Here is a 21,362-nt window from a genome sequence, read left to right as displayed (position 1 = left end):
GCTTTTCTAGGCGGGCCTCGGTTTGTTTTCTCCGGGCGCCTTTTGGGCCCGGGGGGGGGGGCCGGGGGTTGGCTGGGGGCCGGCGGGGGGGGGGGGCCCGCCGTCTAACCCGGCCCCCCACCCAGCGTAGGGGCGGGGCCCCCTCTACGGCGGAAAAGTGGGGGCCGCCGGAAGAATCCAACGGCCCCGCACCTGTAACGCTAAGACACCTTAGACGCGCGGCTTTTCGCGCATCTCGAAGGTCTCGATGATGTCGCCTTCGGTGATGTCGTTGAACGAGCCAAGACCGATACCACACTCGAAGTCCGTGCGGACCTCAGTGGCGTCGTCCTTGAAGCGCTTGAGCGTTTCAACGGTGAGGTTGTCACCGATGATCTTGCCGTCGCGGGTGATGCGGGCCTTGGCGTTGCGTCGGATGACACCCGAGCGGACGATCGAGCCTGCAATGTTGCCGAACTTGGAGGAACGGAACACTTCGCGGACCTCGGCGGTGCCAAGCTGGACCTCTTCGTACTCCGGCTTGAGCATGCCCTTGAGGGCTGCCTCAATGTCATCGATTGCTGCGTAGATGACGGAGTAGAAGCGCATGTCCACGCCTTCGCGGTCTGCCAGTTCGGCAACACGCTCGGCGGGCTTGACGTTGAAGCCGATGATGACGGCGCTGTCGACCGTTGCCAGGTTGACGTCGTTCTGCGTGATCGCACCGACACCGCGGTGGATGACGCGGAGCTGGACACCCTCGCCGACGTCGATCTTGAGCAGCGCGTCTTCGAGGGCTTCCACGGCACCGGACACGTCACCCTTGAGGATGAGGTTGAGGGTGTCGATCTTGCCATCGGCGACGGCCTGGTCGAAGTCTTCCAGGCTGATGCGCTTGCGGCGCTTGGCCAGTGCGGCGTTGCGGTCCGCGGCTTCACGCTTCTCGGCGATCTGGCGGGCGGTGCGCTCGTCAGCGGTCACGAAGAAGGTGTCACCGGCGCGCGGGACGTTGGACAGACCCAGCACCTGCACGGGGCGGGACGGGCCGGCCTCGGTCAGGGCGCTGCCGTCGTCGTCGAACATCGCACGGACGCGGCCGTGGGCCGTGCCTGCCACGATGGTGTCGCCGACGTGCAGGGTACCGGACTGAACCAGGACGGTGGCCACGGAACCGCGGCCCTTGTCCAGGTTGGCTTCAATCGCGATGCCGCGGGCGTCCTTGTTCGGGTTGGCGCGCATGTCCAGGGCAGCGTCTGCGGTGAGCAGGACGGCGCCGAGGAGCTCGTCGATGTTGAGGTTCTGGCGGGCCGAGACCTCCACGAACATGGTGTCGCCACCGTATTCTTCCGGAACCAGGCCGTACTCGGTCAGCTGGCCGCGGACCTTGTCCGGGTTGGCGCCTTCCTTGTCGATCTTGTTCACGGCCACGACGATCGGCACGTTGGCCGCCTGGGCGTGGTTGAGGGCTTCAACGGTCTGCGGCATAACGCCGTCGTCCGCTGCGACCACCAGGATGGCGATGTCGGTGACCTTCGCACCACGGGCACGCATGGCGGTGAACGCCTCGTGGCCCGGGGTATCGATGAAGGTGATCTTGCGATCGATGCCTTCGTGGGCGTGGGTGACCTGGTAGGCACCGATGTGCTGCGTGATGCCGCCGTGCTCGCCCGCCATAACGTCGGACTTGCGGATGGCATCGAGCAGTCGGGTCTTACCGTGGTCAACGTGACCCATGACGGTGACAACCGGAGGACGTGCCTCGAGGTCTTCATCGCCTTCGGCTTCCAGTTCTGCGTCGAAGTCAATGTCGAAGGTGGAGAGCAGCTCGCGCTCCTCGTCCTCCGGGGACACAACCTGAAGCTTGTAGCCAAGCTCCTCGCCGAGCAGTGCGAAGGTCTCTTCATCCAGCGACTGCGTGGCCGTGGCCATTTCGCCGAGGTGGAAGAGGACCGTCACCAGTGCGGCGGGGTTCGCCTCGATCTTGTCGGCGAAGTCCGTGATGGACGAGCCACGGCGAAGCCGGACTACGGTGTTGCCGTCGCCGCGGGGTACGCTCACGCCACCCAGCGACGGAGCACTCATCTGCTCCAGTTCCTGACGCTTGGCACGCTTCGACTTGCGCTGCTTGCCACGGCCTGCGCCGCCCTTACCGAAGGCGCCCTGGGTGCCGCCGCGACCGCGACCGCCCTTACCAAAGCCACCACCGGCCGGAGCGCCGCCACCGGCACCGGGAGCACCGGTACCTGGAGCGCCACCCGGACGGCCCGGACCACGGCCTCCGCCGCCGGGACGGCCGGCACCAGCGGGTGCGGGACGTTCGGTGCGGTTAGGCATCATGCCGGGAGTCGGGCGGTTGCCGCCGGCTCCTGCCGGACGACCAGCGCCGGGAGCGCCAGCCGGACGGGGGGCGCCGGGGCGGGGGCCGCCTGCGCCTGCTGCCGGACGGGGACCACCCGGACGGGGGCCGCCTGCGCCTGCTGCGGGGCGCGGACCACCGGGGCGTTCGCCTTCGGTGCGGCTTCCGCCCGGACGGGGCATGCCCTGGGAAGGAGCGAACGGGTTGTTGCCCGGACGCGAGGGACGATCGTTGTCGCCGCCGCGGCCGCGGGGCATGCCCTGGGACGTGGCGAACGGGTTGTTGCCGGGACGGGGACCGCCCGGACGAGGTGCAGAACCGCCCTGGCGTGCGGGAGCAGCCGGGGTTTCAGCCTTGGGGGCCGGACGCGCGCCGGGCTTGACGCCCGTCGAGGGAGCGGCCGGAGCCTGGGCAGCGGGAGCTGCCGGAGCCTGGGCGGCGGGGGCTGCCGGAGCGGCGGGCGCGGCGGCTGGTGCCGCAGCGGCCGGAGCCGGAGTTTCAGCCTTGGGTTCTGCAGCCGCCGGCGCTGCGGGCGCACCCGGGCCAGGCGCAGGCGCCGGACGGGTCGCTGCCGGGCTGGCTGATGCCTGGGGGGCGGACGCCGGAGCTTCGGACTTCGAAGCTGCGGGGGCGTCGGGGAAAGCGTTGCGCAGTTTCCGCACAACGGGAGCCTCGATAGTTGACGAGGCGGAGCGAACGAATTCGCCCAATTCCTGCAGTTTGGTTACTGCATCTTTGGAAGTAATACCGAGCTCTTTAGCAAGCTCATGTACGCGGACCTTGGCCACATTTCTCCTGTCTCGGTCCGCACCGAGCCAGGCACGAACCGTCTACTTCTTACTGCGGGCCTCCGCCGCGAATGCAGCTGAAAGGCCCATTGCAGAGCGCAACAAAGTTGTCATCGTTGCGCACTCATCGCTGGGAACTCATCGGGTTTCCATCAGTTTTCTGACCCGCTTTCAGGTTGGACGGTTGTTGCTGCGGCCACCGGGGTGCCCACGGCTTCCATGCCGGCAGTGATCCGGCGTTCAACGTCAGCTGTACCGGCTGCGCCGTTGAGGGCGCGGCCGAACGCTCGACGTTTGACCGCCAGTGCCAGGCACTTTTCGCTGGGGTGCAGCCATGCTCCCCGGCCAGCCATCCGGCGTCGTTCATCCACCACGACGGCGGACGAACCACCGGCGCCGGCGACGAGCCGGAGTAACTCCGACCGCGACCCTTTTTGTCGGCATCCGATGCAAGTGCGCTGCGGCTGATTCCCGAGGTGTTGCACATGTGCCACGTTCGAGTATCTTCCTGCCAGTACAAATGCTTGGTGAATCATCGCGTCCCGGGAATCTGGGAAAACCCCAGACGCGCCAAAGACACACGGATACCGGCCCTTAGGCGCGGTCATGTCTATTCTAGCCCCTCCGGCGCCCGGGTCCCGAACCCAGGGGTGCCAGTCAGCTGAGAAATCACGGGTGACCCGTGAGAGCGGGCACGCGCACCGGGCCGCGATGGCGGCCCGGTGCGCGTGAGGTGGGTGCGCTTGCGCGCGTGCCCGCTTGCGAGCTATTTGCCGCTGTTGACGGCGGCGTCGGAGACGATGTCGATTCGCCATCCCGTGAGCTTGGCGGCGAGACGGGCGTTCTGGCCCTCCTTGCCGATGGCCAGGGAGAGCTGGTAGTCGGGAACCACCACGCGTGCCGAACGCGTCGCCTCGTCGGTGATCGTGACCGAATTCACGCGCGACGGCGAGAGGGCGCTGGCGATGAAGGTCGCCGGATCGTCGTTGTAGTCAACGATGTCGATCTTTTCGTCGTTCAGTTCCGTCATGACCGCCCGGACACGCGAACCCATTTCACCGATGCAGGCACCCTTGGCATTGACGCCGGGTGTGTTGGCCTTGACGGCGATCTTGGTGCGGTGGCCGGCCTCGCGGGCCAGCGCCACGATTTCGACCGAACGGTCCGCGATCTCGGGAACTTCGAGTTCGAAGAGCTTCCGGACGAGACCGGGGTGGGAGCGGGACAGCGTGATGGACGGGCCCTTGGTGCCGCGGTGGACGTCGATCACGAAGGCGCGCAGCCGGTTGCCGTGGATGTATTTCTCGCCGGGAACCTGCTCGGGCGGCGGCAGCAGTGCCTCCACCGTGCCCAGGTTCACCTGGATCATGTGCGGGTTGTTGCCCTGCTGGATGGTGCCAGCCACAAGCTCACCTTCGCGGCCCTTGAACTGGCCCAGCACGTTGTCATCCTCAGCGTCGCGGAGGCGCTGCAGGATGATCTGGCGTGCGGTGCTCGCTGCGATGCGCCCGAAGCCCGCGGGGGTGTCTTCGAATTCGCCGATCGGGGCGCCGTCGTCGTCGATCTCGGTGGCCCAGATGGTCACGTGGCCGCTCTTGCGGTCGAGCTCGGCCCGGGCCTTTTCGAAGGCGCCGGGGGTCTTGTGGTAGGCCACCAGCAGTGCCTGCTCGATCGTTGGAATCAGGAGATCCAGCGGGATTTCACGCTCACGCTCCAGGAGTCTCAGCGCGCTCATGTCAATATCCATCAGGCCTCCTCAGAAGGTCCATTGTTTGCTTTTTCCAGACCGGCCTCTTCGAGGTGGCTGAACTCTATCTCGACTTTTCCGCTGCGGATCCTGTCGAAAGGAAGCTTGACGGGTTCACCCTGCTTGGGCTTCATGCCCTTCTTGACGGCAATTTCCGGGACGAGGGTGACTCCCCCATCATCGACGGACTGGACCCTGCCGGTGACGTTGTCACCTTGGATCACGTTCACGTTGACCATCCGTCCGCGGGCGCGGTGCCAGTGCCGCTCTTCCGTCAGTGGACGTCCGACGCCGGGCGAAGAGACTTCGAGCTCATAGGGTCGCGCGTCCATGCTGGGGTCGTTGTCCAGGGTGTCGGAGAGGGTCTTGGAGATTTCCGCGATGACATCGAGCCCGACGCCACCGGTCTCCTCCTGCGGCAGGTCCACCACAACGTGGACCACCCGGTTGGCGCCGGCGACATGGATGGATACGTCTTCCAGGTACAGCCGGTTCGCCAGCACTGCGGGTTCCAAGAGTGCGTGCAGGCGCTCGGCCTCGACATTTTGAACGGGTGCGGCTTCAGCCTTACCCGTCCCGGTCCGGTCTGTTGAAGTCGTGGCTTCTGCGTTGGTCATGATGCCGGCCGCCTCCCGCTAGATAATGTTGTGTGTACTAGCCTAGCGATTTTCCGGGCGGCGTGGTGCACGCGTTCCGGGCTGGCATGACAACATGGTCTGTTGTGAACGACGACACCAGGGAAAAGCGATGGCAGGATCACCTTCCCCGGTCGCTCCCCCGCTACGCGCTTCTGGTGTGCCTCGCCCTGGTAGTGGTGAGCCTGGGGGTGGTCCTGATGCCGGCCCGGCCACCGGTTCCTGCGGAGCCGCCCTTTTCCGAACAGGCGCGGGCCGCGGCACTGGCCGAAACCGTGCGGTTGAAGGAGGCCGGCAGCCAGCTTGGCGCCGCGAAACAACACAGTTCAAAAGACGGCTCGGCGCCCAGCGCGGACGGCCCGTCGGCCGGTGCCGGGTACCCAGACATCGAGCGAACTGTGACCTTGCTGACAACCCAGGCGCAAGCGTTGCTGGCACCGGGAGAAAACCCTGCCGACGCAACCGGCGCAGCGGCCACAGACTCCGGCCGTGCAACGCCTCCGGCAACCTCCACCGCTACGCCGGCTCCGTCCGTTGCCGGAGCGCCCAGTGCCGGCCAGTCCAGCGCCGGACCATCAGTCGCACCCCTGCCTTCAACCGCCGCCGGCCTAGTAGCGGCTCTCGCGAAGAGCGGCAAGCAGCGCCTCGCCGACGCTGCCATGGCCGACGGCGGCATGGCACGGCTGTTGGCTGCCGTCGGCACCGCACAGCTGCTGCGGGCGTCTGCCGTCGCGGCTGGCACCGGGACCACGGCGCCGGCGGCCGACGTGGCCTCGCCGCAGCCGTCCGGCACTTGCCCTTCCCCATCCGCGTCCTCACCGTCCGACCCCGTGGAGTCCGATGCCGGGCAATCCGGTCCAGAGCAGTCCGACGCCGGGCAGTCCCCGGCCGCTTCCAGCCTCGGCGGTGCCCTGGCGGCCGTGGTCCGGACCGAAGCACAGGCCATCTACGGCTATCAGGTGGCGCTGCCCCGGCTGGACGGCGTCGCGGCGAAATCCGCAGCCGACCAACTGGCCCGCCATGAAACGCTCCTCAGCGGCGCAGAATCGCTGAGCCGGCTGCACTGTTCCGCTGTTCCTCCGCGGGAGGCGGGCTACTCTCTGGGTCAATCCTTCCTGTCCTCCCCCGCTGCCGGCCTCGGCAGCCTTGAGGCCGCCGCGCTACCCGCCTATGGCGACCTCGTGGCGCTGAGCGAAGGTGAGACCCGGCAGTGGGCCATCGCCGCCCTGCTCGGTGCCGGGAAGCGGGCTGTGCTGTGGGGTGCGGATCCCGGCGCCCTGCCGGGCCTGGACGGCTCCGTGCAACCGGCCACGCTGCCGACGCAGCCGGCAGGCTGAAGGCCGTCGCACCCATCAGACCGCGGCCCGCAGCAAGCCTCGGCTAATTTTGGTAAGCCTTGGAATACTAGCAAGGCCTAGGCCCGGGTGATTTGCTGTACTCATGGACACCACCGGCGCCGCAACCTTTCATGAGAACGAGCCGCACCACAATGACATCGCGCACCGCCTCAATTGGCTCCGCGCGGGCGTCCTGGGGGCCAATGACGGCATCGTCTCCGTTGCCGCGATCGTCGTCGGCGTCGCCGGCGCCACGAGCGACACCGGGCCTATTCTGATCGCGGGCGCCGCAGGAGTGGTGGGCGGCGCTATTTCGATGGCGCTCGGTGAATATGTCTCGGTCAGCAGCCAGAAGGACAGCCAGCGCTCCTTGATTGAGAAGGAGCGCCTGGAACTGCAGGAACAGCCGGAGGAAGAGCTCGAGGAGCTCGCCGCGATCTACCAGGGCAAGGGCCTTAGCCCCGCCACGGCACGCACGGTGGCCAAGGAGCTCACGGCGCACGACGCCCTCGGCGCGCACCTCTCGGCCGAACTCAACATTGATGAGACCGACATCGTGAGTCCGTGGCACGCGGCGTTCGCTTCCGCCATCGCGTTCCTCACCGGCGCGGTCCTGCCCATGCTGGCCATCCTGCTGCCGCCCGAAAGCATCAGGATCCCCCTGACCTTCGTCGCCGTGCTCGTGGCGCTGGCGGCCACCGGCGCCGTGGGCGCGTGGATTGGCGGCGGCTCAAAGCTCAAGGCGGCTATCCGCGTGGTGATTGGCGGCGCCCTGGCGCTGGTGGCCACGTTTGCGATCGGCAACGCGCTCGGCGCGAGCGGCATCGTCTGAGGCCGCAACGGCCGGTTCGGCACGTGCCAAGACGGCCGCATCCACTCCGGCGCCTACGATAGGTCCCGTGAGCACCATCCCAGACGTCCCCATTCCGCCCGATCTTTCCCGCCGCTACTCGCGCACGCCGGAGGGCCGCGCCTGGCTGGCGTCACTTCCTGGCCTGATCGGACAATTCCTCGACCAGTGGGAACTTCTGCCGGACCTGGAGCCGGGGGCCCTTCCGTGGAACGGTCACGGCGGCGTCGTTATCCCTGTCCGCCGCCGGGACGGGGCTGGATTCGGCGGCAGCAACGGCAATCTAGCCGTCCTGAAGGTGGCTTTCCCGCATGAGGAGGCCACCCGCGAACACCACGCCCTCGCCCTGTGGGGAGGCCATGGCGCCGTCAGGCTGCTGGCTGCCGACGCCGGATCCTGCGCCCTGCTCCTGGAGCGCCTCGACGCCTGCCGCTCCCTCCTGGATGTCCCCCTGGAAACGGCCGTGACGGTGTGGGGCGGCGTGGTCCGCCAGCTCAGCGTGGTCCCTGATGACCGGCCACAGTGGCGGGACATCGACCACGTAGCGGCCCGGGCCGAACAGTGGAGCGACGAACTCCCCGCGACGTGGGAGCAACTGGCCCGGCCGTTCCCCCGATGGTTGCTCGAGGCGGCGCTCGAAGTCTGCCAGACCCGCGGCGCCGTCGGCCGGCGGTCAGGCAAGGACGTCCTGGTCCACGCGGACCTGCACTACCTGAACATCCTCGCCCGGCCCAGCGTGCCGGGGCCCGGCACCGGGCAGGAAGCTGGGCTGGTTCAGTACGCTGCCATTGATCCCCAGCCCATGATCGGCGAGGCCGAATTTGCCGTGGCCCCGGTGCTGTGGAACAGGCTCCGCGAGCTGCCACAGCACAATCCCGGACGTGCGCTGCTCGCACGCTGCGGGGATTTCAGTGCGGCCGCCGGCCTGGACGCTGAGACCGCCCGGCAGTGGAGCCTGGTCCGCGAGGTGGAGAACGCCCTCGGCTATGCGTCGCAGCGTCATCACGAGGGCGATCTGGCCCGTTCCCTGTGGGTGGCGAGCACGCTGGCGGGCCGGACGCTTCCCGGCCTGCCCGCTCCGCAGCAGCTCCCCTCACCTGGGGAAGCGGCCGGTGAAGCAGCCGGGCTGGCCGGCGCCTAGCCCCGCACGGCCGCCAGTGCGTCGCGGACGGCGTCGACGGCGACTCTGACGTCGGCGTCGTCCGTGCTCCAGTTGCTCACCGAGATCCGCAGGATATCGCGGTCCTGCCAGCGTGATCCGGACATCCAGACTCGGCCGTCGCCGATGATCCGCTCGGTCACGGCGCGCGTCACGGCGTCGTCCCCGAACGCCAGGGAAACCTGCGTGTAGTCGACGTCGTTGAGCACCTCGACGCCGTCCAGCACTGCAAGCTGCTCGGCCAACTGTGCGGCGCGCTGCACGAGTGTGCGGACCTGGCTGGCCACGCCGTCGCGGCCCAGGGATTTCAGCGCCGCCCACACCGGGATGCCGCGCGCGCGGCGGGAGAGCTCAGGCACGGACTCGAACGGGTCCCCGGCACCGTCCGCGGCCTGGATCAGGTAGCTGGTGTGCAACCCCATCGCCGACCGCAGGGCCTGGGCATCGCGCACGATCGCGATCCCGCAGTCGTACGGGACATTGAGGGTCTTGTGCGCGTCCGTCCCCCACGAATCGGCCAGGCCGAGTCCCGCCGTCAGGGCCGAGAGCTCGGGCACGGCTGCGGCCCAGAGCCCGAACGCCCCGTCCACGTGCACCCAGGCACCGTGCGCCTTCGCGACGGCGATGGCCTGGGCGAAGGGGTCGAAGGCCCCCGAATGCAGGTTGCCGGCCTGCAGGCACACCAGGGCCAGGACCGGGCGGCCGCCGTCCCCCGCGCTGAGCGCAAGGTCCAGGGCGCAGTCCAACTCGGCCGGGATGATGCGCCCCTGCTGGTCCGAGGGCACCACGGTGGGGCGCCCGAGGCCTAGGTAGCGCAGGCCGAGGTCGATGGTGTCGTGACGTTCCTGCCCCACGAAGCAGCGGATCCGGGGCGCACCGGCCAGACCATCGCCGTCGAGGTCCCAGCCGGCATCGGCCATGAGCCGCCAGCGGGCGGCTGCGAGTCCAGTGAAGTTGGCCATGGTGGCGCCGGTGGCAAAGCCGACGTCGGACTCGACGGGTAGCCCCAGCAGCTCAAGGATCCATTTGCCGGCGGCTTCCTCGATCGCGGCGGCGGCGGGCGTGGCGAAGCGCAGCCCCGCGTTCTGGTCCCAGGCGCTGAGGAGCCAGTCTGCCGCCAGGGCTGCCGGCAGCGTGCCGCCGATGACCCAGCCGAAGAACCGCCCGGACGGCATGGCCATCAGGCCGGGTTCGGCCTTGGCGGCGAGATAGTCCACCACTGCCGCTGCCGGCATGCCCTCGTTCGGCAGCGGTCCGCCGAAGTCGGCCGCTAGTTCGGCCGCCGTGGCCTTCGGCCCGATGTGGCGTGTTCCCTGGCTCTCGAGCCACCGGCGCGCGTGAGCGGCGGCGGCGTCGAGGGCATCCCGGTAGCGTTCCTCACCTGCTGACATAGCTGCATGCTACGCCCGGGGCCAGCGGACCGGGAGACCCTTGCGGGAGCCGCTGGCCTGCCTGCGGGACACCTAGGTGAAGTTGTCCTGCCAGACGTCGGAGCCGAGCTTGATGATCAGCGCGGCCACCACCACCAGGAACACGATCCGGATGAACTTGCTGCCCTGCCGGACCGCGGTCCGGGCGCCCAGGTAACCGCCGGCCATGTTCGCCATACCCAGCAGCAGCCCGAGCCCCCACAGCACGGCACCGTGCGGCACGAAGAACAGCAGGGCACCGGCGTTGGTGGCAACGTTCACGATCTTGGCCTTGGCGCTGGCTTCCAGGAAGGCGTAGCCCATGGCCGAGACGAGGGCGATGATCAGGAACGAGCCCGTGCCGGGACCGATCATGCCGTCATAGAAGCCGATCACGCCACCGATCACGCAGGCCACCACGTAGTGCCGGTGCCCCGCGTGGCGCAGCTTGGTCAGCTCACCGATGCCGGGCTGGAAGGCGGTGAAAAGCGCGACGGCGATCAGCGCCACCACGATGATCGGCTTGAACACGCTCGCCGGCAGGTTGGCGGCCAGCGCAGCCCCGCCGAAGCTTCCCGCCATCGCGATCGCTGCCATGGGCAGGGCGGTGCGCAGATCGGGCCGGACACGGCCGTAATACGTGACCGCACTCGTGGTGGTGCCGAAGATGGAGCCCATCTTGTTGGTCGCCAGCGCCTGGACCGGGCTGATGCCCGGCACCAGGAGCATCGCCGGGAGCTGGATGAGCCCGCCGCCGCCGACGACGGCGTCGACCCAGCCCGCGGCCAGGCCGGCCACGACGATCAGGATGACAGTTCCGAGCTGGATCGACTCGAGTCCGGAGACCACTACCTAGAAGGGTGGTGCAGCATCAGCTGTTGCGGACGGCGTTGACTACGTAGTCAACAGCCTTGTCAACGGCTACATTCTCGGCATTGCCGCTGCGACGGTCCTTGATCTCCACGACGCCGTCCACGAGTCCGCGCCCGACGGCGAGGATGGTGGGGACGCCGACGAGTTCGGCGTCGCCGAACTTCACGCCGGGGGAAACCTTGGGGCGGTCGTCATAGATGACGTCGAGGCCGGCAGCTTCGAGCTCCAGGGACAGTTTTTCGGCGGCGGCGAAGATTTCCTCGCCACGGCCCACGGCCACAACGTGGACATCGGCCGGGGCGACGGCGCGCGGCCAGACCAGGCCCTTGTCGTCGTGGTTGGACTCGGCCAGGGCTGCGACGGCGCGGGTGACGCCGACACCGTAGGAACCCATGGTCACCACCACCTGCTTGCCGTTCTGGTCCAGGACCTTGAGGTCCAGGGCCGCGGCGTACTTCCGGCCCAGCTGGAAGATGTGGCCCATTTCGATGCCGCGGGCGGTTTCCAGCGGACCCGAACCGTCGGGAGCCTCGTCACCGGCGCGCACGTCGGTGCATTCGATGACGCCGTCCCAGCCGAAGTCGCGTCCGGCGACGAGGCCGAAGACGTGCTTGCCGGCCTCGTTGGCGCCGGTGACCCAGGCGGAGCCGCTGACGACGCGGGGATCCACGAGGTAGAGCATCTTCGCGGCGCCCTCGGTGCCCAGCAGCGGCGCGTCCAGGGACATGCCGGGGCCGAGGTAGCCCTTCACGATCAGGGGCTGCTTCTTGAGGTCGTCGTCGTTGGCGGCTTCGAGGGTGATCTCGCCGGCAATCGGCAGGAAGGACCCGATGTTCGCTTCGACGCGCTTGAGGTCAACGCCGCGGTCACCGGGGAGCCCGATGACGACGAGCTGGCGTTCGCCGGTGGGCAGCGTGACGGCGAGGACGACGTTCTTGAGCGTGTCGGCGGCGGTCCAAGGGCCGCCGCCGTCGGCGTCTGTGCGCGGAACGAGGACGTTGGCGGCGTCGACGAGCGTCTCGATGGTGGGCGTGTCCGGGGTGTCCCGGACCTCGGCGGCCGGGGCGTTGCTGAAGTCAATGTCCGCGGGGACCACGGTGGTGACGGCCTCGACGTTGGCCGCGTAGCCGCCGGCCGAGCGCACGAAGGTGTCCTCACCGATCTCGGTGGGGTGCAGGAATTCCTCGCTCTTGGACCCGCCCATGGCACCGGCGGTGGCGGCAACCGGAATCACGTCAAGGCCGAGGCGCTCGAAAATCTTCAGGTACGCGCTGCGGTGGGCGGCGTAGCTGGCGTCCAGCCCGGCGTCGTCGACGTCGAAGGAGTAGGAGTCCTTCATGATGAATTCGCGGCCGCGCAGCAGGCCTGCCCGGGGACGTGCCTCGTCGCGGTACTTGTTCTGGATCTGGTAGATGCTCAGCGGCAGGTCCTTGTACGAGGAGTACAGGTCCTTGACCAGCAGGGTGAACATTTCCTCGTGCGTGGGGGCCAGGAGGTAATCGTTGCCCTTGCGGTCCTTGAGCCGGAAGATGCCCTCGCCGTATTCGGTCCAGCGGTTCGTGGCCTCGTAGGGTTCCTTGGGCAGCAGCGCCGGGAAGTGGACTTCCTGGGCTCCGATGGCGGTCATTTCCTCGCGGATGACCTGCTCCACCTTGCGCAGCACACTCAGCCCCAGCGGCAGCCACGTGTAGATGCCCGGCGCGGCCCGCCGGATGTAGCCGGCCCGGACCAGGAGCCGGTGGCTGGCTACCTCGGCGTCGGCGGGATCTTCGCGCAGGGTGCGCAGGAACAGCTTGGAGAGTCGAAGGACCACAGGTGGGATATCCGTTTCTGGGGAAAGTGCGGGCAAACCGGGAAAAGCATCTAGGTACTAATCTACCGTCCGCAGCGCACCCCTTTGCCGCGGCGCCCTGCTTCGTCCCTGCGGCGACGCTCCCGCTTCGGCCTTGGTGAGGCCCTGCGCCGGCCGAGGTCAGCACATGGAAGAGCCACGCCATAACTGATGGAAGCCCCTGGCCGTCTCCGGCTGGTCATCCCGTCATGGCGTGGCTCCCGTGGCCCCAGAGCCCCAGATCTCAGGCTGCGAGCTACTTGGTGTCGGCTCCAGGCGTCGCCTTCCCCGGAAAATGCGCTGGGGAAGATGCGCGCCTGTGCGACACGGCTAGGTAGAACCTATGTGACATGGGGCCGGGAATCAATAGTCTGCAATCGGATAATTACGACATGACGGTACAAGTCAGTTGCGGGCACCCGGCGGATGAGGTCACGTCCGGCGCTGCCCGCTAGAAAAGCACCGTGGCGAACGTGCCCACCTGGCGGAAGCCCACCCGGTCGTAGGTGGCGCGGGCCTTTGCGTTGAAGTCGTTGACGTAGAGGCTGGTGACCGGCGCGAGGGTCTGCGCGAGGACGACGACGGCGGCCATGTAGCCCGCGCTCAGTCCCAGTCCGCGGAACTCGGGATTCATCCAGACGCCCTGGACCTGGGTCACTTCCTGCGTGACGGCGCCGAGTTCGGCCTTGAAGACCACCTGGCCCTCGGCGTTGACGTGCACGAGGGAATGGCCCTGGCGGACGAGGCTCCTGACGCGGCGGCTGTAATACTCCCGGCCGCCCAGGTAGGGCGAATAGCCCACTTCTTCCTCGAACATGGCGGCACACGCGGGCAGGATCTTGTCGAAGTCAGCCAGCTGGCCAAAGCCGAGTGTGGGCTCGGGCCCGACAGCGGGCGGGCCCGAGATGGTCAGCAGGGGCTGGTGGTCGCGGACTTCATGGGCCACCTGGCCGAGCTGCTCCAGGGCCGCGTGGATGGCAAGGACAGTCTCGGCGGGGCCAAAGATCGAGGCGTAGCGGCGCCCGGAGCGGTGCGCGGCCATGGCAACGAGGCCGGCGAGCTCTGGGGCCAGCTCGATCGGCACCAGGTTGGCGCCGGCCCAGCAGGCGCCGAGGAGGGTGCCGCCGTCGAACACGCCGAGAATGCTGGCGCCCCCGGCCGTGGGAGACGCCGTGCCGGCGACCTCCAGGTGCGAGAGGATGAAGACATTCGCGACGGCGTCCCGGTGCGCCAGCGCCAGCAGTTGTCCGGTGTCGCCGCCATCGAGGACTCGGACGACGACGCCGGCAGCGGCGTCGTCCCTACGAGACGTTAACCACGGGGCTACCCTTGACAGCATTTTCGCCATCGGCGTCCCCCATCTCTTCCGCGATACGCATTGCTTCTTCGATCAGTGTCTCAACAATCTGGTCCTCCGGGACAGTCTTGATGACCTCGCCCCTGACAAAGATCTGGCCCTTGCCGTTGCCCGAGGCGACGCCGAGATCGGCCTCGCGGGCCTCGCCCGGGCCATTCACTACGCAACCCATGACGGCCACGCGCAGCGGGACCTCCATGCCTTCCAGGCCGGCGGTGACCTGCTCGGCCAGCGTGTAGACGTCCACCTGGGCGCGGCCGCAGGACGGGCAGGAGACGATTTCCAGCTTGCGGGGCCGCAGGTTGAGCGACTGCAGGATCTGGTTGCCCACCTTGATTTCCTCGACCGGCGGGGCCGAGAGGGAGACGCGGATGGTGTCGCCGATTCCGCGGGAGAGCAGGGCGCCAAAGGCTGTCGCGGACTTGATGGTGCCCTGGAATGCCGGTCCGGCCTCGGTGACGCCGAGGTGCAAGGGCCAGTCGCCCTTTTCGGCCAGCATCTCGTAGGCGGCAACCATGATGACGGGGTCATTGTGCTTGACGGAGATCTTGAAGTCGTGGAAGCCGTGCTCTTCGAAGAGGGAGGCTTCCCAGACGGCGGATTCCACGAGGGCCTCGGGGGTGGCCTTGCCGTATTTCTTCATGATGCCGGGCTCCAGGGAGCCGGCGTTGACGCCGATCCGGATCGAGGTGCCGTGGTCCTTTGCGGCCCTGGCGATTTCCTTGACCTGGTCATCGAACTTGCGGATGTTGCCCGGGTTCACGCGCACGGCGGCGCAGCCGGCCTCAATCGCGGCGAACACGTACTTCGGCTGGAAGTGGATGTCCGCGATCACCGGGATCTGGGACTTCTTGGCGATGATGGGCAGCGCCTCGGCGTCGTCGGCGGACGGGCAGGCGACGCGGACGATGTCGCAGCCGGAAGCCGTGAGCTCCGCGATCTGCTGCAAGGTGGCGTTGATGTCGGTTGTCGGCGTCGTGGTCATGGACTGGACGCTGATGGGCGAGTCCGAGCCGACCCCAACGGATCCCACTTTGATCTGGCGCGTCTTGCGGCGGGGGGCAAGTACGGGGGGCGGTGCTGACGGCATTCCCAGGCTGACCGAGGTCACATGGACTCCCTTTTAGTATCGATGAAGCGAAGGTGTGGGCGGGACAGGCTAGGCGTGCTCGGCCAGAAGACCGGTCACCGGCGCCCACACTGTGGTGCGCGTGCCCGAGATGGCACCGGCGGCTGCGAAGGGGTCCTGCCGCAGGAGGTCATTCAGGGCCGCCTCGTCGGCCGCCTTGAAGATGAGCAGCGCGCCCGCACCGTCGCCGTAGGGGCCGCTGGCCAGCAGGGCGCCCTCGCGGGCAAGTCCCGCCGTCCATTCGCGGTGCGCCGGGCGGCTGGCATCGCGGACCTCGGAAGATTCGGCGTCGTACACGTACTCCACAGCAAAAACAGTCATACGGATACACTATCGCCCCGTTTGCCCGGTTCCCATCCGGCGGCGCCGGGGCACGCGGTCAGCCGAGGAGGAGGACCTTGGCCAGGGCGGCGACGCCGGCGGCCCAGAGCATGGAGGTGAGGGTTCCGATGATGAACCGCTCGGCGGCGACCGGGGTGGCCTTCAACTCGGCAAACCGGCCGAGGCCCTTGATGGCCACGACATAGGCGATGGAGACGGGCTCGCCGACGAGGATTGCTAGGCACACGGCGAACCGTTCCAGGATGCCAATAATGGCGCCGCCGCGCAGGATGCGCACGCTGCTGACGGTTTCGGCAGGCGGGGCGGGCTGGGCAGGTGGGGACGCGCCCGGTGCGGGGTGGGGTGCGGCCGGCGCGGCCGGTGTGGCCGGCGCGGCGTCCGCGGCCGCGTGGATGTCGGGGTCCGTGGTGGAGTCGGCAGAGGGGTCCTCGGTCGCGTCGCCTTCGGGAGTGCCCGGGGCATCTCCTCTGCCGTCCAGGGTCCGGTCGTCTATGGTCCGGGCGAGACGGAACACCCAGGCGGTGACCGGCCAGCCGGCGAATCCTGCGGTCAGCAGGGCCAGCGTGATCCAGAGGGCGTTCACTGCTCTCCTTCGGTGCTGTCGTGGGCCAGGGTCAGCAGCAATTCCGCCGCTGGCCGCGCCGCCCATTCTTCCTGCCAGCCCGAGCGGAGGACCGCCCGGCTCACCGACTGCTCCGTGATTCCGAGTCTTTGCGCTGCAATTTTTTGGGTGCCATGGGTGCCGTGGGTGCCGAGCCGCACCGAGCGCAGCACGTCCAGCACCTTCCATTGCGCCGCAGTCCGGTCCTGGACCAGGCGGCCAATGAGCCGAAGCACCGCCTCCGCGTTGGCGCACGCCTTGGCCTCCCGGGACCCCATGACGCCGTCCGCGGCGGCCGCTGTGCTTACTGTTGCACCTGCCCGGCGCCGGCCGCGGCCGGCGACCACTGCGAGCGGCACATGGGCGGCCGCGCCTTTGGCCCGGTCAACGGCGGTCCTGGCTGCCACGAAGGCAGGACCGGAGCCTTCCCGCGGGCTGGCGGGCAGCGGCAGGTCCACCTCCCCCACCCCGATTCCGACGTACCAGCGGCCGCTGCGCAGGGCATGCAGGGTGATCTCCACTACCTCGTCGGCCCGCTCCACCACACCCTGGACCTCGTCGCCCACCGATCGTTCAAAGCGCCCGGCCGTGGAAATGCTACCGAGTTCCTTGAGGAGCCCGGGGACGCGGTCGATGTCGCCCGTGCTGCCGCGCTGGTCGATTGTCATGACGTACATGGCCCCAGCCTAGGGAGGTGATCGACAATAATCAATCATTTACAACTGATTATTTAAAATCAGCCGAAATAAGCTTATAAATGAAAGTCAGCGGAATTTGCCTGGAACGGCCGGCGGATCCCCTTATCCGAAGAGGTTGACCGGCTTCACGATGTCCGCGTAGATCAGCAATGCTCCCATGCCCATCAGCAGCACCGCCACTACATAGGTCACCGGGAGCAACTTGGCGATGTCGAAAGCGCCGGGATCCGGGCGGCCGAACAGCTTGGCGACCTGGCGGCGGGCCCCCTCGTACAGCGCGCCCGCCACGTGGCCGCCGTCGAGCGGCAGCAGCGGAATGAGGTTGAAGACGGCCAGAGCGAAGTTGAGTCCGGCCAGCAACCCAATCAGGGCGGCGAAGCGGGACTGCAGCGGGACTTCCTCCATGGCGGCGACCTCGCCGGCCACGCGGCCCACGCCCACCACGCTGATGGGGCCGTTGGGGTCCCTGGGTTCCTCGCTGAAGGCTGCCTTGGCCACGCCGGCCACGCGGGCCGGCAGGTTCACCACAACCCCGGCAACCTGCTTGATGTTCTCCCCCGCCATCGGCAGCACGGACGACGCCGGCTGCTGCACGAGTTGGGTCTGCGCACCGATGCCCAGGAAGCCGACGTCCTGGTACTGCAGGCTTCCGTCGGCGGCCTTGGCCTGGCGGCCGTCGGGACCGATTACAGGGCGGGCGGAGAGCACGGGCGTGACGGTGGTGGAGACCGTGGCGCCGCCACGCTCCACGGTGATGCTGACCTGCCGGTCCGCGGAGGCGCGGATCCAGCCGGTGAGCTCGTCCCAACCGGTGACGGCCTTGCCGTCGAAGGAGGTGATGGTGTCATTCGGCAACAGGCCCGCGGCTGCGGCGGGGGTGAGCTTGCAGTCGGCGGAGTCCGGGTCCACGGTCTCGCCGGCCTTGACCTGGCACTTGGAGACGTCCGCGATGGTGGTGGTCTGGGTGGCGGTGCCGAACCCCATCAACAGCACCGCGGTCAGCACGACGCCGATCAGCAGGTTCATCGCGGGCCCGCCGAGCATGATGATGATCTTTTTCCAGACCGGCAGCCGGTAGAAGACCCGTTTTTCGTCGCCGGGGCCGATTTCCTCGTGGGCCAGGGAGCGGGCATCGGATGCCAGCGACTGGAACATGCCGGTGCTGGAAGTGCGGACGGTGCCGTCTTCCTTGTTCGGCGGGTACATCCCGATCATGGACACGTAGCCGCCCAGCGGGATGGCCTTGAGCCCGTACTCGGTTTCACCCCGCTTCTTCGACCAGACGGTGGGCCCGAAACCGATCATGTACTTGGTCACGCGGACTTTGAACAGCTTGGCCGGGACCAGGTGGCCGACTTCGTGCAGGGCAATGGACACGGCGATGCCGATCGCCACAAAGACGACACCGAGGATAAAGAGGAGGACGGGGCTCATGCTGTGATCTGCTGCTTCCTAGACGCTTCTGACGGCTAAACGTTCGTGCGTGCGGGCGCGTGCCCATCTTTCAGCATCCAGTACCGACTCCACCGTCAGCCCGGAGGATCCTGTGTGTTCGCTGAGGACGGCGTCGATCGTGTCGACGATGTCGGTGAACCGGATCTGCCCGGCGTGGAAGGCCGTCACCGCTTCCTCATTCGCGGCATTGAACACCGCCGGGAAGGTGCTGCCCTGCCTGGCGGCAGCCTTCGCGAGGGCGACGGCGGGGAAGGCCTCGGCGTCCAGGGGTTCGAACGTCCAGCTGGTGGCCTTGCTCCAGTCGCAGGCGCTCGCGGAACCGGGGACGCGGTCCGGCCAGCCGAGACCGAGGGCAATGGGCAGACGCATGTCCGGCGGCGAGGCCTGGGCGATGGTGGAGCCGTCGACGAACTGGACCATCGAGTGCACCACGGACTGCGGGTGGACCACGACGTCGATGCGGTCCAGCGGGATGTCGAAGAGCAGGTGCGCCTCGATCACCTCCAGGCCCTTGTTGACCAGGCTGGCGGAGTTGGTGGTGACCATCAGGCCCATGTCCCACGTGGGGTGGGCCAGGGCGTCCTGCGGCGAGACGTCATGCAGTTCGTCCCGGGTCTTGCCGCGGAACGGGCCGCCCGAGGCCGTCAGGATAAGCCGGTCCACTTCCGCGGCGGAGCCGGAGCGCAGGCATTGGGCAATGGCCGAATGCTCCGAATCCACGGGCACGATCTGCCCTTCGCGTGCCGCTGCCTTGACCAGGGCGCCGCCGACGATCAGGGACTCCTTGTTGGCCAGGGCCAGTGTGGCACCGGACCGGAGCGCGGCCAGGGTGGGGGCAAGTCCGATGGAACCGGTGATGCCGTTGAGGACGACGTCGGCGCTGATTTCCGCGATCCGGGTGGAGGCATCCGGGCCGGTGATGATCTCGGGATGGTAGCCCGTCACTGAAGCCGCGCGGGCGGCGTCGTCGATCATGTCCCGGAGGGCGGAGGCCTCCCCGGAGGCGACCCCGACGGCCCAGGCGCGGGTGTGCACGGCCTGCCGGGCCAGGAGCTCGAGGTTGCCGCCGCCGGCGCTGAGCGCCACGACCTCGAACAGGTGCGGGGCGCCGTCGACGACGTCAATCGCCTGTGTGCCGATGGAACCGGTGGACCCGAGGAGGACGATTTTGCGCGGCTGCATGCTTCAAGTATCCCGCACTGTTATCCCATACTGCGTTCGGTGCTCGGGGCCTGTTTCCTCTGCGCCGGTGGGTTGTCGCGACTCGTTGACGCAGCAGGGCGGAGGCGTAACGTGGAAAACGTGGAGTGGACCGCATGGTTCGACGCGCCGGAGTACGAGTTCGCCCGGCAAGTGCTGCAGCGCAGCACCGCCACCCTCTTCTTCGTGGCGTTCCTCTCCTCGCTCAACCAGTTCCCGGCCCTCCTCGGCGAGCGCGGCCTGCTGCCGGTGCCGGAGTATCTCGAAGGCTTCAACCGCCTGGGCCGGCCCAGCCTGTTCCGCTGGCGCTACTCGGACCGGATGCTGCGGACGGTCTGCTGGAGCGGCATGGCCATCGCCGCCACGCTCATCGCCGGTCTGCCCCAGCTCGGCCCGCCCTGGGTTCCGCTCATCGCGTTCCTGGCCCTGTGGCTGTTGTACATGTCGATCGTGAACGTGGGGCAGACGTTTTATGGCTTCGGCTGGGAGATGCTGCTGCTGGAGGCCGGGTTCACGGTGGCCTTCCTCGGCTCGGACCAGACTCCCCCGCCCAGGCCCATCCTGATCCTGCTGGTCTGGCTGGTGTTCCGGCTGGAATTCGGCGCCGGCCTGATCAAGATCCGGGGCGGACAGGAGTGGCGGGACCTGACGGCCCTGTACTACCACCACGAGACCCAGCCGATGCCGGGGCCGCTGAGCCGGCAGGCCCATCTTCTCCCCAAGGCCTGGCACCGGCTGGAGGTCCTGGGCAACCACTTCGCCCAACTGGTGGTTCCCTTTTTCCTCTTTGCCCCGCAGCCCCTGGCCAGTGCCGCCGCCGGGATCATCATCTTCACCCAGCTATGGCTGGTGGCGAGCGGAAATTTCGCCTGGCTTAACTGGATGGCGATTATCCTGGCCTTCGCGGCGGTCAGCGATCCCGTGGCGCACGCCGTGATTCCGGCCATCCCGCTCGACTGGCACGCGGCGTCCGCAGGAGCAGGCGCCGGAGCCGGAGTAGGCGGAGGCGCCGGCAGCCAGGCGCCGGTCCCGTGGCTGGTGGTGGTCCTGGTTGCCACCGTGCTGCTCCTGGTGCTCAGCTACCGGCCCATCCAGAATCTCTTTTCCCACCATCAGCTGATGAACGCTTCTTTCAACCGCTGGCAGCTGGTGAACACGTATGGTGCATTCGGCACGGTCACGAAGCGGCGGATCGAGATCGTGGTGGAGGGGACCCTGGACGCGGAACCCGGGGAGGAAGCGGACTGGCGGGAGTATGGGTTCAAGGGCAAGCCGGGGGACGTTCGGCGCATTCCACGCCAGTTCGCCCCGTACCACCTGCGGCTTGACTGGCTGATGTGGTTCCTGCCGCTGCGGACCGTGCACGAGGAGTGGTTCTACGCGTTCCTGGCCAAGCTGCTGGCGGCGGACCGGCCCACGCTGCGGCTGCTGCGTCTTGACCCGTTCGACGGCGAACGGCCTCACTGGGTGCGGGCCAGCAGCTATCTCTACCGCTTCTCCACCCGGGCCGAGTTCCGTGCGACGGGCCAGCGCTGGATCCGGACGCCGTTGTATGTCGCCATCCCGCCGTCGCGCCTGCCGCCGGGGGTTTGACTCCGCGTCCCGGTCCGCCGGGC

Annotated in this window: 18 protein-coding genes; 4 read left to right on the top strand and 14 right to left on the bottom strand. The window is 68.1% G+C overall.

Annotated elements, in window-relative coordinates:
• Nucleotides 1–210: 210 nt before the first annotated feature.
• The 4 genes from infB to rimP all read right to left on the bottom strand — a co-directional run bounded on the left by infB (nucleotide 211) and on the right by rimP (nucleotide 5,487).
• A complete protein-coding gene (infB, locus tag ACFRJ8_RS11260; RefSeq protein ID WP_377986232.1) occupies nucleotides 211–3,123 on the bottom strand; it encodes a translation initiation factor IF-2 in 2,913 nt (970 codons plus the stop codon).
• 152 nt (nucleotides 3,124–3,275) lie between these two features.
• A complete protein-coding gene (locus ACFRJ8_RS11255) occupies nucleotides 3,276–3,659 on the bottom strand; it encodes a YlxR family protein (protein WP_377986231.1) in 384 nt (127 codons plus the stop codon).
• Nucleotides 3,660–3,889: 230 nt separating this feature from the next.
• Nucleotides 3,890–4,870 carry a transcription termination factor NusA gene (nusA, locus tag ACFRJ8_RS11250; protein WP_090576390.1) on the bottom strand — a complete coding sequence of 327 codons (981 nt, stop codon included), beginning with the start codon at nucleotides 4,868–4,870 and terminating at the stop codon, nucleotides 3,890–3,892.
• Nucleotides 4,870–5,487: a ribosome maturation factor RimP gene (gene rimP, locus ACFRJ8_RS11245; protein WP_229993401.1), complete on the bottom strand. Its 618-nt coding sequence runs from the start codon at nucleotides 5,485–5,487 to the stop codon at nucleotides 4,870–4,872. Before rimP ends, nusA begins: the two co-directional genes overlap by 1 nt.
• Before the next feature lie 104 nt (nucleotides 5,488–5,591).
• Between rimP and ACFRJ8_RS11240 the strand changes: the two genes are divergently transcribed.
• The 3 genes from ACFRJ8_RS11240 to ACFRJ8_RS11230 all read left to right on the top strand — a co-directional run bounded on the left by ACFRJ8_RS11240 (nucleotide 5,592) and on the right by ACFRJ8_RS11230 (nucleotide 8,833).
• Nucleotides 5,592–6,842 (top strand): DUF4439 domain-containing protein, encoded by a 1,251-nt coding sequence (locus tag ACFRJ8_RS11240; protein WP_377986230.1) that lies wholly within the window; start codon nucleotides 5,592–5,594, stop codon nucleotides 6,840–6,842.
• A 103-nt stretch (nucleotides 6,843–6,945) separates the two neighbouring features.
• Nucleotides 6,946–7,674, top strand: a complete 729-nt coding sequence (locus tag ACFRJ8_RS11235; protein WP_377986229.1) for a VIT family protein — start codon at nucleotides 6,946–6,948, stop codon at nucleotides 7,672–7,674.
• 67 nt (nucleotides 7,675–7,741) lie between these two features.
• Entirely contained in the window at nucleotides 7,742–8,833 is a 1,092-nt protein-coding gene (locus tag ACFRJ8_RS11230; protein ID WP_377986228.1) for an aminoglycoside phosphotransferase family protein, read from the top strand.
• On the opposite strand, the gene ACFRJ8_RS11225 is transcribed toward ACFRJ8_RS11230, so the two are convergent.
• From ACFRJ8_RS11225 to dxr, 10 genes are all read right to left on the bottom strand, one after another.
• On the bottom strand, nucleotides 8,830–10,242 hold the full coding sequence (locus ACFRJ8_RS11225; RefSeq protein WP_377986227.1) for a pyridoxal phosphate-dependent decarboxylase family protein: 1,413 nt from the start codon (nucleotides 10,240–10,242) through the stop codon (nucleotides 8,830–8,832). The genes ACFRJ8_RS11230 and ACFRJ8_RS11225 overlap by 4 nt on opposite strands.
• Before the next feature lie 72 nt (nucleotides 10,243–10,314).
• A complete protein-coding gene (locus ACFRJ8_RS11220; RefSeq protein ID WP_377986226.1) occupies nucleotides 10,315–11,109 on the bottom strand; it encodes a sulfite exporter TauE/SafE family protein in 795 nt (264 codons plus the stop codon).
• Nucleotides 11,110–11,131: 22 nt separating this feature from the next.
• Entirely contained in the window at nucleotides 11,132–12,946 is a 1,815-nt protein-coding gene (locus ACFRJ8_RS11215; RefSeq protein WP_377986225.1) for a proline--tRNA ligase, read from the bottom strand.
• A gap of 469 nt (nucleotides 12,947–13,415) precedes the next feature.
• Nucleotides 13,416–14,303 carry a GNAT family N-acetyltransferase gene (locus ACFRJ8_RS11210; protein WP_377986224.1) on the bottom strand — a complete coding sequence of 296 codons (888 nt, stop codon included), beginning with the start codon at nucleotides 14,301–14,303 and terminating at the stop codon, nucleotides 13,416–13,418.
• Nucleotides 14,266–15,432, bottom strand: coding sequence for a flavodoxin-dependent (E)-4-hydroxy-3-methylbut-2-enyl-diphosphate synthase (gene ispG / locus ACFRJ8_RS11205; RefSeq protein WP_277526049.1), 1,167 nt, complete (start codon nucleotides 15,430–15,432; stop codon nucleotides 14,266–14,268). The genes ACFRJ8_RS11210 and ispG overlap by 38 nt, the downstream gene beginning before the upstream one ends.
• A 48-nt stretch (nucleotides 15,433–15,480) precedes the next feature.
• Nucleotides 15,481–15,771, bottom strand: a complete 291-nt coding sequence (locus ACFRJ8_RS11200; protein WP_377986223.1) for a YciI family protein — start codon at nucleotides 15,769–15,771, stop codon at nucleotides 15,481–15,483.
• Nucleotides 15,772–15,829: 58 nt separating this feature from the next.
• Nucleotides 15,830–16,375 carry a hypothetical protein gene (locus tag ACFRJ8_RS11195; protein ID WP_377986222.1) on the bottom strand — a complete coding sequence of 182 codons (546 nt, stop codon included), beginning with the start codon at nucleotides 16,373–16,375 and terminating at the stop codon, nucleotides 15,830–15,832.
• A complete protein-coding gene (locus tag ACFRJ8_RS11190) occupies nucleotides 16,372–17,070 on the bottom strand; it encodes a MarR family transcriptional regulator (RefSeq protein WP_377986221.1) in 699 nt (232 codons plus the stop codon). The genes ACFRJ8_RS11195 and ACFRJ8_RS11190 overlap by 4 nt, the downstream gene beginning before the upstream one ends.
• A 123-nt stretch (nucleotides 17,071–17,193) precedes the next feature.
• Complete coding sequence (locus ACFRJ8_RS11185) at nucleotides 17,194–18,525, bottom strand: M50 family metallopeptidase (RefSeq protein ID WP_377986220.1); 1,332 nt, start codon at nucleotides 18,523–18,525, stop codon at nucleotides 17,194–17,196.
• Between the two features lie 18 nt (nucleotides 18,526–18,543).
• The gene (gene dxr, locus ACFRJ8_RS11180; RefSeq protein ID WP_377986219.1) at nucleotides 18,544–19,728 is read right to left on the bottom strand and encodes a 1-deoxy-D-xylulose-5-phosphate reductoisomerase; all 1,185 of its coding nucleotides are present in this window, start codon (nucleotides 19,726–19,728) and stop codon (nucleotides 18,544–18,546) included.
• Between the two features lie 120 nt (nucleotides 19,729–19,848).
• Here dxr and ACFRJ8_RS11175 point away from each other — a divergent pair, with 120 nt between their 5' ends.
• Nucleotides 19,849–21,339, top strand: coding sequence for a lipase maturation factor family protein (locus tag ACFRJ8_RS11175; protein WP_377986217.1), 1,491 nt, complete (start codon nucleotides 19,849–19,851; stop codon nucleotides 21,337–21,339).
• The last annotated feature ends 23 nt before the right edge of the window (nucleotides 21,340–21,362 follow it).

Source organism: Arthrobacter sp. NPDC056886, from assembly GCF_042788715.1.
In the GTDB taxonomy this organism is placed as follows: Bacteria; Actinomycetota; Actinomycetes; order Actinomycetales; family Micrococcaceae; genus Arthrobacter.
The sequence above is the reverse complement of the archived record's forward strand: the minus strand, read 5'-3'. Positions and strand labels throughout refer to the sequence as shown.

What these genes read in the sequence shown, in the direction of transcription:
- ACFRJ8_RS11255 (WP_377986231.1), bottom strand. Translation starts at nt 3,659, where the DNA reads ATGATTCACCAAGCATTTGTACTGGCAGGAAGATACTCGAACGTGGCA.
- nusA (WP_090576390.1), bottom strand. Translation starts at nt 4,870, where the DNA reads ATGGATATTGACATGAGCGCGCTGAGACTCCTGGAGCGTGAGCGTGAA.
- rimP (WP_229993401.1), bottom strand. Translation starts at nt 5,487, where the DNA reads ATGACCAACGCAGAAGCCACGACTTCAACAGACCGGACCGGGACGGGT.
- ACFRJ8_RS11235 (WP_377986229.1), top strand. Translation starts at nt 6,946, where the DNA reads ATGGACACCACCGGCGCCGCAACCTTTCATGAGAACGAGCCGCACCAC.
- ACFRJ8_RS11225 (WP_377986227.1), bottom strand. Translation starts at nt 10,242, where the DNA reads ATGTCAGCAGGTGAGGAACGCTACCGGGATGCCCTCGACGCCGCCGCC.
- ACFRJ8_RS11210 (WP_377986224.1), bottom strand. Translation starts at nt 14,303, where the DNA reads ATGCTGTCAAGGGTAGCCCCGTGGTTAACGTCTCGTAGGGACGACGCC.
- ACFRJ8_RS11200 (WP_377986223.1), bottom strand. Translation starts at nt 15,771, where the DNA reads ATGACTGTTTTTGCTGTGGAGTACGTGTACGACGCCGAATCTTCCGAG.
- ACFRJ8_RS11190 (WP_377986221.1), bottom strand. Translation starts at nt 17,070, where the DNA reads ATGTACGTCATGACAATCGACCAGCGCGGCAGCACGGGCGACATCGAC.
- ACFRJ8_RS11185 (WP_377986220.1), bottom strand. Translation starts at nt 18,525, where the DNA reads ATGAGCCCCGTCCTCCTCTTTATCCTCGGTGTCGTCTTTGTGGCGATC.
- dxr (WP_377986219.1), bottom strand. Translation starts at nt 19,728, where the DNA reads ATGCAGCCGCGCAAAATCGTCCTCCTCGGGTCCACCGGTTCCATCGGC.